General features: G+C 74.9%; 11 protein-coding genes. 8 read left to right on the forward strand and 3 right to left on the reverse strand.

The features are described from left to right. Window positions 1-722: 722 nt before the first annotated feature. Window positions 723-1,973, forward strand: coding sequence for an NAD(P)/FAD-dependent oxidoreductase (locus tag ACH4ZX_RS26635; RefSeq protein ID WP_398277626.1), 1,251 nt, complete (start codon window positions 723-725; stop codon window positions 1,971-1,973). A gap of 283 nt (window positions 1,974-2,256) precedes the next feature. Here ACH4ZX_RS26635 and ACH4ZX_RS26640 read toward each other — a convergent pair whose 3' ends face one another. The 3 genes from ACH4ZX_RS26640 to ACH4ZX_RS26650 form a co-directional block, all read right to left on the reverse strand. Beyond that, a complete protein-coding gene (locus ACH4ZX_RS26640; RefSeq protein WP_398277629.1) occupies window positions 2,257-2,979 on the reverse strand; it encodes a maleylpyruvate isomerase family mycothiol-dependent enzyme in 723 nt (240 codons plus the stop codon). Between the two features lie 334 nt (window positions 2,980-3,313). Continuing rightward, the gene (locus ACH4ZX_RS26645; protein ID WP_398277632.1) at window positions 3,314-4,687 is read right to left on the reverse strand and encodes a cryptochrome/photolyase family protein; all 1,374 of its coding nucleotides are present in this window, start codon (window positions 4,685-4,687) and stop codon (window positions 3,314-3,316) included. A gap of 76 nt (window positions 4,688-4,763) precedes the next feature. Next, the gene (locus tag ACH4ZX_RS26650; protein WP_398277864.1) at window positions 4,764-6,293 is read right to left on the reverse strand and encodes an SDR family oxidoreductase; all 1,530 of its coding nucleotides are present in this window, start codon (window positions 6,291-6,293) and stop codon (window positions 4,764-4,766) included. Between the two features lie 182 nt (window positions 6,294-6,475). Between ACH4ZX_RS26650 and ACH4ZX_RS26655 the strand changes: the two genes are divergently transcribed. From ACH4ZX_RS26655 to ACH4ZX_RS26685, 7 genes are all read left to right on the forward strand, one after another. Further along, window positions 6,476-6,982: a MarR family winged helix-turn-helix transcriptional regulator gene (locus tag ACH4ZX_RS26655; protein WP_398277635.1), complete on the forward strand. Its 507-nt coding sequence runs from the start codon at window positions 6,476-6,478 to the stop codon at window positions 6,980-6,982. 185 nt (window positions 6,983-7,167) lie between these two features. After that, window positions 7,168-9,354, forward strand: coding sequence for an MMPL family transporter (locus ACH4ZX_RS26660; RefSeq protein WP_398277638.1), 2,187 nt, complete (start codon window positions 7,168-7,170; stop codon window positions 9,352-9,354). A 3-nt stretch (window positions 9,355-9,357) separates the two neighbouring features. Then, the gene (locus tag ACH4ZX_RS26665; protein WP_398277641.1) at window positions 9,358-10,143 is read left to right on the forward strand and encodes a SigB/SigF/SigG family RNA polymerase sigma factor; all 786 of its coding nucleotides are present in this window, start codon (window positions 9,358-9,360) and stop codon (window positions 10,141-10,143) included. Window positions 10,144-10,302: 159 nt separating this feature from the next. Further along, on the forward strand, window positions 10,303-10,467 hold the full coding sequence (locus ACH4ZX_RS26670; protein WP_324787249.1) for a hypothetical protein: 165 nt from the start codon (window positions 10,303-10,305) through the stop codon (window positions 10,465-10,467). 541 nt (window positions 10,468-11,008) lie between these two features. Next, window positions 11,009-11,359: a YciI family protein gene (locus ACH4ZX_RS26675; RefSeq protein ID WP_360748520.1), complete on the forward strand. Its 351-nt coding sequence runs from the start codon at window positions 11,009-11,011 to the stop codon at window positions 11,357-11,359. A gap of 155 nt (window positions 11,360-11,514) precedes the next feature. Then, window positions 11,515-12,837 carry an aldehyde dehydrogenase family protein gene (locus ACH4ZX_RS26680; RefSeq protein ID WP_398277645.1) on the forward strand — a complete coding sequence of 441 codons (1,323 nt, stop codon included), beginning with the start codon at window positions 11,515-11,517 and terminating at the stop codon, window positions 12,835-12,837. Between the two features lie 157 nt (window positions 12,838-12,994). After that, on the forward strand, window positions 12,995-13,909 hold the full coding sequence (locus ACH4ZX_RS26685) for an aldo/keto reductase (protein ID WP_398277647.1): 915 nt from the start codon (window positions 12,995-12,997) through the stop codon (window positions 13,907-13,909). The last annotated feature ends 94 nt before the right edge of the window (window positions 13,910-14,003 follow it).

Below are 14,003 nucleotides of genomic sequence, written 5' to 3' on the forward strand. Positions count from 1 at the left end.
GGGCATCGTGCCTGCCCGGTGTCCGGGCCTCGTCTCGGGGCGGATATCGTCCTTGCCCGGTGTCCGGGCCCGGCTCGGGGCGAAGACTGCTCTTGCGCGGTCCGGGCTCGGTTCGGGGTGTCGCTCTTGCCGGGTGTCCGGGCCTGGGTTCGGGGTGGGCATCGTGCCTGCCCGGTGTCCGGGCCTCGTCTCGGGGCGGATATCGTCCTTGCCCGGTGTCCGGGCCCGGCTCGGGGCGAAGACTGCTCTTGCCCGGTCCGGGCTCGGTTCGGGGTGTCGCTCTTGCCGGGTGTCCGGGCCTGGGTTCGGGGTGGGCATCGTGCCTGCTCGATGTCCGGGCCTCGGTTCGGGGTGGGAACCGTCCCTGCCCGGCGTCCGGGCCCGGCCCGGGGCGAAGACTGCTCTTGCCCGGGGCCTGGGCTCGGCTGGGGTCGTACGCCGATCCTGCCCGGCATGCCGGCCCGGCCCGGGGCGAAGACTGCTCTTGCCCGGGGCCTGGGCTCGGCTGGGGCTGTACGCCGATCCTGCCCGACGTTCCGGCCCGGCGCGGGGCGGAGACCGTCCTGCCCGGTGTCCGGGGGCCGGGCCGGGGCGGTGGAGACCGCCCGTCCGGCGCATCCGTGGGCGGTGTACGGCGGGAAGGGATCCACACACGTGCGTGACGGCGCACGAACGCCGTCGCCCGGCAGTCCGGGCGGCCCGACAGCCCGAGGGGTCCCATCGTGTCCGCGCCCGCCCACACCCCCGACGTCCTGGTGATCGGCGCAGGCGTCGCCGGGCTCGCCTGCGCCCGTGACCTGCTCGCGGCGGGCCTCGACGTCCACGTCCTGGAGGCGTCCGACGCGGTGGGCGGGCGGATGCGCTCCGACCGGGTCGAGGGGTTCGTCGTCGACCGCGGCTTCCAGGTCTTCAACACGTCGTACCCGCAGATCCGCCGCCGGCTGTCGCTGCGCGAACTGCGGCTCCGGCCGTTCACGCCGGGCGTCCTGATCCACACCGGGCGCGGCAGGCTGCGTTTCAACGACCCCACCCGCCGTCCCCGCACCCTGCCCGACCTGCTTCCCGGCCGCCTCGCCGGACCCCGCGACCTCGCGGCGCTCGGCGCGCTGTCGGCCCGCGACCTGCTCGCCCCCGTCCGGTTGGTGAAGCGGTCGCCGGACCGCACCACCCGCACGGCCCTGGCGGATGCCGGGTTCTCGGAGGAGTTCGTCGAGCGGTTCTTCCGCCCGTTCCTGTCGGGGGTGTTCCTGGAGGACGAACTGGAGACCTCCAGCCGGTTCTTCCACCTCGTCTGGCGCAGCATGCTGCGCGGCACCCTGTGCCTGCCCGCCGAGGGGATCGGCGCGGTGCCCCGCGCGCTCGCGGCCGCGCTGCCCGCCGGCACCGTGCGCCTGGAGACGCCGGTGGCCACGCTCACCGACGACGGCGCCGTCACGGCCGACGGCGCCGAACTGGCCGCGCGGGCCGTGGTGGTGGCGACCGGTCCCGGACCGGCGGCCGGCCTGCTGCCCGGCCTCGACCTGCCCGCCTACCGGACGGTGACGACGTACTACCACGTCACCGACCGCTCACCGCTCGGCGAGCCGACCCTCCTCGTCGACGAGCGGCGGCGGTTCCTCAACACCGTCGTCCTCAGCGACGTCGTCCCGCCGTACGCGCCCGCCGGCTCCGCCCTCGTCGCGACCTCCGTCCTCGGCGGGGACGACCCGGGACGGGAGAGGTCCGTGCGCGAGGCGCTCGCCGAGGCCTACGGCGCCTCCACCGGCGGCTGGGACCTGCTGACCGCCCGCACGGTCCCGGACGCGCTGCCCGCGATGCCCCCGCCGCAGCCGCTCAGCCGCACCAGCCGGGTCTCGCCGGCCCGGCACGTCTGCGGCGACCACCGCGCCACCGGCTCGGTCCAGGGCGCGCTGGCGTCCGGCGCCCGCGCGGCCCGCGAGGTGCTGCGGGATCTGCGCCACGCCGGCCGCTAGCGGGGCGGTCGCCGCGGGATCCGCGCCGTCGGCAGCCGGGCGGTTCCCCCCCGGCGCGTACCCCGGTCCGCCTCGCCGTGTGCCGGCCTCCCCGGCCTGCCGAGAAGGTGCGTCCCTTGCGCACGCCGACCCGGCCCGGGGGGACCGTCGCCGTCCGCGACGTCGTGCGCCCGCCGCTCAAGACGCGACGCGCCCACGCCGTGCACTGGACCGCGGCACCGGACACCGGTCCGAGCGCCGGGCCGGGGCGCGCGGGGCGCACCGGCCCGGGGGAGGGGCCGGGTCAGCGGCGCCAGGCCGGGGGCGTCGGCAGGGGGCCGGGCGGTTCGACGGTCAGTGCCCTGCCGTCGGTCCGGCCGGTGAGCCAGCCCAGCAGCTCCGCCGCCGGCCCCGTCACCCGTGGTCCCTGTCCGTCCTTGACGACCCGGACGGTCCGGTCCTCGTCCGCGCACAGCGTCAGCGGCGGGGCGTCGGGGTCGCCGCGCAGTTTCCCCACGGTCGTCTCCAGCTCGCGGGCTACGAAGAAGGCGGGCCAGTCGGCCGGGCCGTGACCGGTGGCCAGGTCGGTGTGGTGCACTTCCACCTCGCGCAGCATGCTCCCCACGGCCCCGCGCACCGGCTTCAGGCCGCCGCCGAGCCAGCGCACCGGCACCTCCCAGGCGTCCCGCGGGTGGTCGCCGGCCGCGGCGAGGAAGCGGTGCAGCGCGGTGTCCATGTCGTCGAGGAGCACGGCGGCGGGCCGGCCGGCGCCCTCCTCGATCTCGCGCTCCCGCTGGGCCTCGTCGGCGTACTGCGGCAGGTCGGCGCCCGAACGGGCGGAGGCGAGCAGCCGGCTGCGGGAGTCGGCGCTGCGGGCCAGATGGGTGAGGACGTGGCCGCGGGTCCAGCCGGGCAGCAGCGAGGGCGCCCGCACCTCCGCGTCCGACAGCACGGCCGCGGTCGCGAGCAGCCGGTCGACGGAGGCGCGCAGCAGAGGCAGCAGCGAGGCGGGGCTGTCGGGAGGCATGGGTCTCCGATCGGTGACGACGGATCGCGGTGACGACGGATCGCGGTGACGGCGGGGCGCGGTGACGGCGGGGCGCGGTGACGGCGGATCGCGGTGACGACGGTCGTCTCACCTGTTCCCGGCCTGCGGCGATCTGCACGTCGCTCCTCCGGTGGGGGCCGGTCCGGATGACGCCGGGCGGTGTCGCTGAAGTCCACGGGGATCACGGCCGCCGGCCCCGGACCCAGCACCGCGTAGCCGGCGAGGACCGCTTGTCACGCGAGCCACGGTGCGCGTATGCCCGGGGGCGCGCGGCCCTACGCGGTGCGTGGCTGGACGCACCCCCGCGCGGCCCTCACTCGTGCTCCCGGGCGCGGCGGAAGCGGGTCAGGCCGTAGGCGAGGTCGATGATCGGGTCCGGGTAGTCGGCGACGGCGGCCCGGTCCAGGCCCCGCAGCTTCCAAGGCTCGTGCACCGCGGGCCCGTCGAGCCCGGCGAGTTCGGGAACCCACCGGCGGACGTAGGCCCCGTCCGGATCGTGCCGCTTGGCCTGCGTGACCGGATTGAGGACGCGGTTGGGCCGGGTGTCGGTGCCGGTGCCCGCCATCCACTGCCAGTTGAGCTGGTTGTTGGCGATGTCGCCGTCGACCAGCAGGTCCAGGAAGTGCCGGGCGCCGACGCGCCAGTCGACGTACAGGGTCTTGGTCAGGAAGCTCGCGGTCAGCAGCCGGCCCCGGTTGTGCATCCACCCCTCGTGCCGCAGCTGGCGCATCGCCGCGTCGATCAGCGGATAGCCGGTACGGCCCTCCCGCCAGGCCGCGACGTCCTCGGCGGCCGCGTGCTCCGAGCGCCAGCGGTCGTGCTTGGTGCGGTAGTCCGCGGTGGCCGCGGCGGGCCGGGCCGCCAGCACCTGGCGGTGGAAGTCCCGCCAGGCGATCTGCCGTACGAACGCCTCGGCGCCCGGCCCGCCCGCCTTCCGCGCCCGGTGGACGGCCTCGACGGGGGAGACCGTCCCGAAGTGCAGGTGCGGCGAGAGCCGGGAGGTGGCGTCACCGGCCAGGTCGTCCTGGCGGTCCTCGTAGTCGGCGAGCCCGCCGCGCAGCCAGGCGGACAGGCGCCTGCGCCCCTCCGGCTCGCCGCCCGCCGCCAGGGCCGGTGACAGCCCGGAGAGGCCGGCCCGGGAGGGCAGCGGCTCGGAGCCGACGTCGTCCGGCACCCGCACGGCGCGCGGCGCGGCCAGCGGATCGCGCAGCCGCAGCTCGGACCACCGCCGGAAGTACGGCGTGAACATGGCGAAGTGGTCCGAGGAACTCGGCGTCACCGCGCCGGGCGTGACGGCCGTGGTCACCGTGTCGTGGACGTGCAGCCGCCTGCCCTCCGCCTCCAGGGCGCGCCGCAGCCGCCGCTCGCGCAGCTGCGCGTAGCCGCTGACGTCGGCCGCCATGTGGACCTCGTCGGCGTCCGCCTCGGCGGCCACCTTGCACACCTCCTCCACGACGTCCCCGGAGCGGACCACCAACCGCCCGCCGCGCTCGCGCAGCCCCGCGTCGAGGTCGCGCAGGCAGTCGGCGAGGAACGCCAGCCGGTTGGGCGCGGCGAAGCCGGCCCGCGCCACGCCCCGGTCGCGCACGAACAGCGGGACGACCCGGTGGGCCTCGCTCGCGGCCCGCAGCGCGGGATGGTCGTGCAGGCGCAGGTCGCAGGTGAACAGGACGACCGATACGTTCATGGTGCGTACTCCGGGTGACGGGAAGGAGGCGGCCGGTGAGGTGTTTCCGGCCGGGGCGAGCCGGCGGATGCGGCCGTCAACGGGCCGACGTGCGTTCCCTCGCCGGTGGGACGGGCGTCCGGGCGGCGGCCCGTGCGATGTTGCGGGCCATGCCGCCGAACACGACGGCGTGGAAGGGCGAGACGCTCCACCAGTAGGCGTGCCCGAGCAGCCCGTGCGGGTGGAACAGGGCCCGCTGCCGGTAGCGGGTGCGGCCCTCGTCGTCCGTCTCCGCGCGCATCTCCAGCCAGGCCAGCCCCGGCAGCCGCATCTCCGCGCGCAGCCGCAGCAGGTGCCCGGGCTCGATCTCCTCCACCCGCCAGAAGTCCAGCGAGTCGCCGACGCGCAGCCGGGCCGCGTCGCGTCGCCCCCTGCGCAGGCCGACCCCGCCGAACAGCCGGTCCAGCCGCCCGCGCACCGCCCAGGCGAGCGGGAAGGAGTACCAGCCGTTGTCCCCGCCGATGCCCTCGATCACCCGCCACAGCGCCTCCCGTGAGGCGTTCACGGGCCGCTCGCGCCGGTCCGTGTACAGGCTGCCGCCCGCCCAGTCGGGGTCGGTGGGCAGCGGGTCGCTGGGCGCGCCGGGCACCGACGCCGACGACCAGCGGGTGGTCACCTGGGCGTCCCGGACCCGCTTCAGCGCCAGCCGCACCGCCTCGTCGAAGCCGATCGGATGGCCCGGCGGGTCGGGCACGTACCGTGCGATGTCGTGCTCGTGGCAGATCACCTCGTGCCGCAGCGACTCGGTGAGCGGCCGCGCGATGGACGCCGGCACCGGCGTCACCAGGCCGACCCAGTGGCTGGAGAGGCGGGGGGTGAGGACCGGTACGGGCACGATGATCCGGCGCGGCAGGCCGGCCACCGCCGCGTACCGCATCATCATGTCCCGGTACGTCAGCACCTCCGGTCCGCCGATGTCGAAGGCGCGGTTGACATCGGCGGGCATGCGGGCGCTGCCGGCCAGGGCGCGCAGCACGTCGCGCACCGCCACGGGCTGGATGCGGGTGCGCACCCAGCTGGGGGTGACCATCACCGGCAGCCGCTCGGTCAGGTAGCGCAGCATCTCGAAGGAGACCGAGCCCGAGCCGATGACCACCGCCGCGCGCAGCACGGTGGTCGGCACGCCCGACGCCAGCAGGATCCGGCCCACCTCGGCCCGTGACCGCAGGTGCGGGGAGAGTTCCCGTTCGGGCACGCCCACGGGGGTCAGTCCGCCGAGGTAGACGATGCGGCGTACCCCGGCCGCCCGGGCCTGCTCCCCGAAGATCCGCGCCGCCCGGCGGTCGGTCTCCTCGAACGCGGCGCCGCTGCCCAGGGCGTGCACCAGGTAGTAGGCGACGTCGATCCCGCGCATCGCCTCGGCGACGGACGCGGCGTCCGTGACGTCGCCGCGCACCACCTCCGCCTCGCCCGCCCACGGGTGGTCGCGCAGCTTGCCGGGCGACCGGGCCAGACAGCGCACCGTGTGCCCCTCGGCGAGCAGCTCCGGCACCAGACGGCCGCCGATGTATCCCGTCGCCCCGGTCACGAGGCAGCGCAGCCCGGGTCCGCCCTCGTCGTGGTTCATCAGTCGCCGGCCCTCCGTGTCGATGGCGTGCATGGCGTCCATGGCGTCCATGGCGTCCATGGCGTGCATGGCGTGCATGGCGTCGATGGCGTGCATGGCGTGCATGGCTTCGATATGGCTCCCTGTGATCCCTTCCACGGACGCGGCGACAGTGGATGCGCGTGCTTCTATAGGGTGATCCCGTGGCCACAGCAGACGACCGGGAGCGGCGGACGGCGACGCAGCCCGGACCCGGAGTTCCGGCGGGGACCGACCTGCAGCTCCTCGCCGTGCACCTGCGCCGGATGAACGGCGAGATCAACCGTCTGGTCCACGGCTTCGCCGCCGACCACGGCCTGCACGCCACCGACGTCCAGGCGCTCGCGGCGATCCTGGACGCCGACGAGCCGATGACGCCCGGGCGGCTGCGCGAACACCTCGGGCTCACCTCCGGCGCCGTCACCGCCTGCGTCGACCGGCTGGAGCGCGCCGGGCACATCCGGCGGGTGCGGGAGAGCGCGGACCGCAGAGTGGTGCACCTGTACTACGCGGCCGACGCGCGGGCCGCCGCGCGCACGTACTTCCGGCCCCTCGCACAGGCCGCGCAGGCGGCGCACGCGCGCTTCACGGACGACGAACTGGCCGTGGTCACGCGCTTCGTGGCCGCCATGAACGAGGAACTCGCCCTTCTGAGGTTCCACGGCTCCTGACCGCATCCGCCGACCCGCGGACAGCGGAAGAGCAGGTGTCGCTACGATCATGTAGCTCAATGATTGAGATTGTTTTTCATTGAGATACGTGTACCGAGGTACCTGCCGAGGTACTGCCGAGGCACCGGTCCGGACACCGGCCGCGGCGCCCGACCGAGGCACCGTCCCGTGAAGCCAGGAGAACCATGTCCCTCACCGCACGACGAGGCCGCTTCCTCGTCCCCCTGCTGCTGCTCGTCGTCTGGCTCGGCGTCGGCGGAGTGCTCGGCCCGTACGCCGGCCGGCTCGGCGAGGTCGCCACCAACGACCAGGCCGCCTTCCTGCCGCGCAGCGCCGAGTCCACCGAGGTCGTCGCCGAGCAGCGCGCCTTCCGGCAGGACGAGACACTGCCCGCGATCGTCGTGTGGACCGACGCGGACGGCGGCCCGATGCGGGACAGGCAGGCCGCGGCCGGGCAGGCCCTCGCCTCCCTGACGGACCTGCCGGGCGTGTCCGGGAAGGTCTCGCCCGCGCTGCTCTCCCGGGACGGCCGGGCCGTCCAGGGCGTGGTCCAGCTCAGGCCCGACCTGGGGGAGCGGCTGCCCGACGTCCTCGACCGGATCCGCGCCGCCGCCGAACGCGTACCCGGCAGCACGGTCGAGCTGGCCGGACCGGCCGCGACCCGCGCGGACCTGTCCGACGCCTTCGCCGGGATCGACGGGCTGCTGCTGGCCGTCGCGCTGGTGACGGTCCTGGTGATCCTGCTGCTGGTCTACCGCAGCGTGCTGCTGCCCCTGGTGATCATCATCGGCGCGGTCTTCGCGCTGGGCCTGGCCTGCGCCGTCGTCTACGTCCTCGCCGACCACGGCGTCGTCCGGGTCGACGGGCAGGTCCAGGGCATCCTCTCCATCCTCGTCATCGGCGCGGCGACCGACTACGCGCTGCTGCTGACGGCCCGCTTCCGGGAGGAACTGGCCGCGCGCACCGACCGTTTCGCGGCCGTGCGGGCCGCCCTGGGGCGGTCCTGGGGCGCCGTCGTGGCCAGCGCCGCGACCGTCGCCCTTGGGCTGCTCGCCCTGCTGACGAGCGACCTGACGAACAACCGGGCGCTCGGCCCGGTCGGCGCGATCGGCATCGTCTGCGCGCTCGTCAGCTCCCTGACCTTCCTGCCCGCCGCGCTCGTCCTGCTGGGCCGCGCCGCGTACTGGCCGGCCGCCCCGCACGCCGGGGACGAGGAGCGCGCGGGCCGGGGCGTGTGGCGGCGCGTGGCCGACCTCGTCGACCGCGCGCCCCGGAAGGTCTGGGCCGTCTCGCTCGCCGTGCTGCTCGCCTGCGCCGCCTTCGCCCCCGCCCTCACCTCCAAGGGCGTCCCCCTCGACGAGACCTTCGTCGACGACGCGCCCTCGGTGGCCGCCCAGCGGACCCTCTCCCGGCACTTCCCCGGCGGCTCCGGCAACCCCGCCGTCGTCATCGCGAACGCCGACCGCCTCGACCGCGTCGTCGCGGCCGCCCTGCGCACCGACGGCGTCGCCGCGGCGGCCGGCGTCACCGCCTCCGGCCGGCCCGGCGGCTCCCCGCTGGTCGTCGACGGGCGGGTACGCGTCGACGTCACCCTGAAGGCAGCCGCCGACAGCGACGCCGCCAAGGACACCGTGGCCCGGCTCCGCGGCGCCCTGCACGCGGTGCCGGACGCCGACGCCCTCGTCGGCGGCTACACCGCGCAGCAGTACGACACCCTGCGCACCGCCGAGCGGGACCGCACCCTCATCGTGCCGGTCGTCCTGGCCGTGATCCTCGCCATCCTGGCCCTGCTGCTGCGCTCGCTGCTGCTGCCCGCGCTGCTGGTGGCCACCGTCGCGCTGAACTTCCTCGCCACGCTCGGCGTCTCGGCCCTGGTCTTCCGGCACGCCCTCGGCTTCACCGGCACCGACCCCTCGGTCCCGCTGTACGGCTTCGTGTTCCTCGTCGCCCTCGGCGTCGACTACAACATCTTCCTCATGTCCCGGGTGCGGGAGGAGTCGCTGCGGCACGGGGTCCGCCAGGGCATCCTGCGCGGCCTGGTCGGCACCGGAGGCGTGATCACCTCGGCGGGCGTGGTGCTCGCCGCGACCTTCGCCGCCCTCGGGGTGATCCCGCTGGCGTTCCTGGTGCAGATCGCGTTCATCGTCGCCTTCGGCGTGCTCCTCGACACCCTGGTCGTGCGCTCGCTGCTGGTGCCCGCCCTCGCCCGCGACCTCGGCCCCGTCGTGTGGTGGCCGGGACGGCTGTGGCGGGAGAGCCGCACCCCCGCCGGCGGCCGGGCCGACGGGTCGCGGGAGACCGCATCCGTGACCGCCGACGCGACGGAAGGAAAGGTGACGCCCACGCCGGCCAGGATCCCGACCGAGGAGTGAACCGTGTCCTTGCAGCCCGTCGTGACCGGCCCCGCCGACGCCCGCGCCCTGTCCCGGCCGCTGTTCGAGCGGCTGCGCTCGCTGGACGAGGGCACCCCCGCGTACATGTACGTCCGCAACACGCTCGTCGAGCTCAACATGGGGCTCGTGCGGTACGCGGGGCGCCACTTCCGGCCGCGTCCGGAGATGTACGACGACGTGCTCCAGGCCGGCACGATCGGGCTGATCAAGGCCATCGACCGGTTCGACCCGACCCGGGGCAACGACTTCGAGGTCTTCGCCGTGCCCACCGTGTTCGGGGAGATCAAGCGGTTCTTCCGCGACACCACCTGGGCGGTGCGGGTGCCCCGGCAGCTCAAGGAGTACCGCGCCGTCCTGCTGGAGGCCCGCGCCGACTTCGAACAGGAGGAGGGACGCTCGCCCACCGTCGGCGAGCTCGCCCGCCGCACCGGACTGTCGCAGGAGCAGGTGCTGGACGGCCTCCAGGCGGCGGAAGGGCACGACGCCGTCTCCCTGGACGCGCCCGCGGAACCGGGCGAGGGCGAGGTCCTCGGCGACCTGCTCGGCGCGGACGACCCCGCCCTCGCCAGGGCCGAGGACGTGGCCACCCTCGGTCCGCTGATCGCGGCGCTGCCCGCCCGAGAGCGCCGGATCCTGGACATGCGGTTCCGGCGTGACATGACCCAGAGGCAGATCGGCGCCGAACTGGGCATCTCCCAGATGCACGTCTCCCGCCTCCTCAGCCGCACCCTGGCCCGGCTGCGCAGCCGGCTCGACGGCCGCGGTTGAGTGAAACCGCGGCTGTGGAGCCGGCTCGACGGCCGCGGTTGAGTGAGACCGCCGGGCCCGGCCGCCCGGGCGGACATGTCCGCGCTGTTTGCGGGCACGAGGAAGAGCACGACAGTCGTCGTGAGGATGCCCAGGCCGACGCAGGAGGTGGCTGCCGCTATGAGCGGGAAGGTGTTGGAGCGTTTCCCCGCAGGAGCTCCGCGCGGATCGTGGCCCGCGGAGGAGTACGCCGCGCAGCGCCGTGCCGCGGGGGAGCCCGCCGAGGTCGTGATGGACCTCGAGTCGGACGCGTTCCTCGTGGTCGTCGCCGGCGACGAGGACTGACCGGCCGCCCTCCGCACCGCCTCGGGCCGCGCCGCCGCCCCCGCCAGGATCCCGCCACCGGCCCCCCCCGGATCCCGCCCCCGGAACCCGGAACCCGAACGCCTCGTGCGCGGTTCTTCCGCGGCGCGGCGCGGCGCGGCGCGGCGCAGCGCAGCGAACCCAGCGGGGTGACCGCCGTCCGGCCACGAACGCCGCGGGTCGTGGCCGCGCACATCGGGCCGTATGCGCGGGTCGTGGCCGCGCGCATCAGGCCCTACGCGGGGGTCGTGGCCACGCTCGTCAGGCAGTACGCCCGCGTCCCCAGCACCAGCCCCTCCTCGATCCGCGCACGGGGGAGGGGATGCCCGGCGGGCGCGCACGAACCGCGCCGAGCACTACGCCCCGGCCCGGATCCCGTCACCTCCCGCGCCACCGCGCCGGCCGCGGCCGCCCCGCCGTACCGCGGGGAATTCTCGCGAGGCCGCCGTGCACGGTGTGGAATCGGGGGTGTGCCGTTCGTGCGGAAGGTGACACGAGGACACCCGGCCCCCTGGAGGACGCCATGACGTACTACCTGCTCAGCGTGGTCCAGCCGAGCGAGGCGGAGCCGCCCTCGGCGGAGGCGCTCGCCGAGATCGGCCACAACCTCGAGGTGTTCCACCGGGAACTGCGCGAGGCCGGCGCGTGGGTCTTCGCCGGAGGACTGCACGACCCGGAGAGCGCGACCATGCTGCGGCCCCACGACGGGGAGGTGCTCGCCACCGACGGGCCCTACGCCCAGGGCAAGGAGTGCCTGGGCGGCATCTGTCTGATCCAGGCGCCCGACCTGGACGCGGCCCTGCGCTGGGGACGCCGGGCGGTGTGGGCCACGACGCTGCCGATCGAGGTACGCGCCTTCATGGACGAGGCCTGAAGCCGGGCAGGGACAGCGCCGCGGAACTCCGCCTCAGCACCGGAATTTATTTTGGTGTATGAAATGTTGGTGTATGCATCGACCTCCGGGTCGACGACCTGACCGTTCAGACCGCATCGGCGAGCCGCGAGGCCCGCCCCAGCAGCGAGGCACCCGTGAACCACCCCAGCCCCGAGCAGCCCGCCGACATCGTGGCCCGGCTGCGGGCCACCTTCCGCACCGGCCGCACCAAGCCCCTCGCCTGGCGCACCGACCAGCTGCGCCGCCTGCGCGCGCTGCTCACCGAGAAGGGGCCCGACCTGGCCGCCGCCCTCCATGCCGACCTGGGCAAGAGCGTCACCGAAGCCCACCGCACCGAGATCGACTTCACCGTCCGCGAGATCGACCACACCCTCGGCCACCTGGCCGACTGGCTGCGTCCGGAACCCGCCCCGGACCCGGCACACCTCGGGGCCGACGCCCGCGCGTGGACGCAGTACGACCCGCTCGGCGTCGTCCTCGTCATCGCCCCCTGGAACTACCCCGCCCAGCTCCTGCTCGCTCCGCTGGTCGGCGCGCTCGCCGCCGGCAACGCGGTGGTCGCCAAGCCCAGCGAGCTGGCCCCGGCCACCTCCGCCGCCCTGGCCCGCCTGCTGCCGGAGTACCTCGACACCGACGCGGTCGCCGTCGTCGAGGGCGGGGTCCCCGAGACCACCGCCCTGCTCGCGCAGCGCTTCGACCACGTCTTCTACACCGGCAACGGCACCGTGGGCCGCATCGTCATGCGCGCCGCGGCCGAGCACCTCACCCCGGTCACCCTCGAACTCGGCGGCAAGTCACCGGCGTTCGTCGACCGCGGCGTCGACCTCGACGTGGTCGCCGACCGGCTGGCGCGCGGCAAGTTCCTCAACGCCGGACAGACCTGCGTCGCGCCCGACTACGTGCTGACCGACCCGGCCACCGCCGCCGCCCTGGAACCCGCGCTCGCCCGCGCCGTCGAGGCGCTGTACGGCAGCGACCCGCGGACCTGCGGCGAGTACGGGCGCATCGTCAACGAGCGGCACTTCGACCGGCTCACCGGTCTGCTCGGCTCCGGCCGCGTCGTCGTGGGCGGGGACAGCGACCGGGCGCAGAAGTTCATCGCGCCGACCGTCCTGGCCGACGTCGACCCCGAGTCGCCGGTGATGCGGGAGGAGATCTTCGGCCCCATCCTGCCCATCGTGACCGTCTCCGGCCTGGACGAGGCGATCGACTTCGTCAACGACCGGGACAAGCCCCTCGCCCTGTACGTCTTCTCGGAGTCCGAGGGCACCCGCGCCCGGATCGCCGCGGAGACCTCCTCGGGCGGCCTCGGGTACGGCCTGCCGCTGGCCCATCTCACCGTCTCCGACCTGCCGTTCGGCGGAGTGGGGGAGAGCGGCATGGGGAGCTACCACGGCCCCTACTCGATCGAGACGTTCAGTCACCGCAAGGCGGTCCTCGACAAGCCGCTGCGCTGACCCCGGAGCCGTCGACCGGCGGGTGTCATCGTCGGTCGACGGTCGCGGCGGTCGAGGGTGCCCCGTCCCCACCCCGGCCGGCCGCACCAGCGTCGGCCACGCCGGGGTCGGACGTGAACGCCCCATAGAGCCAAGGGAGTTGTGCGAGACTCCGCCGATGACCTCCGAAATGATCACCGCGGACGCGGCGGGCACCTGGACCCTCGGCGACCTCACCGTGGCCCGCGTCGGCCTCGGCGCGATGCGGCTGACCGGCAGCGCCGCCTTCCACCTCGGGACGCCCAGCGACCGGGAACGCGCGATCGCCGTGCTGCGCAGGGCGGTCGAGCTCGGCGTCGACCACATCGACACCGCCGCCTTCTACTTCTCCCGGCTGCGCTCCGCCAACGAGATCATCAACAGCGCTCTCTCCCCGTACCCGGACAACCTCCTCATAGCCGCCAAGGTCGGGCCCTTCCGCGACTACCACGGGGAGTGGGGCACCTCCGCCCGGCCCGACCAGCTGCGCGGCCACGTCGAGGAGAACCTCCGTCAGCTCGGCCGTGACCACCTGGACCTGGTGTACCTGCGGCGCATGCGCCAGGACTCCGTCGCCGAGCACTTCGGGGCGCTCGCCGAACTGCGCGACAAGGGCCTGATCCGGCACCTCGGCGTCTCCGACGTCGAGCCCCGGCACCTCGCCGAGGCGCTGGCCATCGCTCCTGTGGTGGCCGTGCAGAACCGTTACGCGCTGGACTCCCCGGACCCCGCGACCGACGAACTCCTGCGCGTCTGCGGCGAACAGGGCATCGCCTTCGTGCCGTTCTACGCGGTCGCCGGACAGCGCGGACCGCAGGCCGCCGACCCCGACGCGAGCGCCGACCACGACGAGGTGCTCGCCGTGGCCCGCGCCCATGACGCGACCCCCGCCCAGGTCCGCCTCGCCTGGACGCTGCACCAGGGCCCGCACGTGCTCGCCATCCCCGGCACCGGCAACCCCGACCACCTCGTCGAGAACGTCGCGGCGGGCGCCCTGCGCCTGACCGACGACGAGCTGCGCCGTCTCGACGCCCTGCGCCGTCCGGCCGGCTGACACGACGCCGGGCGGACAGCTGACACGACTGACACGACGCCGGGCGGACAGCTGACACGACTGACACGACGCCGGGCGGACAGCTGACACGACT

This window comes from Streptomyces sp. NPDC020490, assembly GCF_044335305.1.
Taxonomy (GTDB): domain Bacteria; phylum Actinomycetota; class Actinomycetes; order Streptomycetales; family Streptomycetaceae; genus Streptomyces.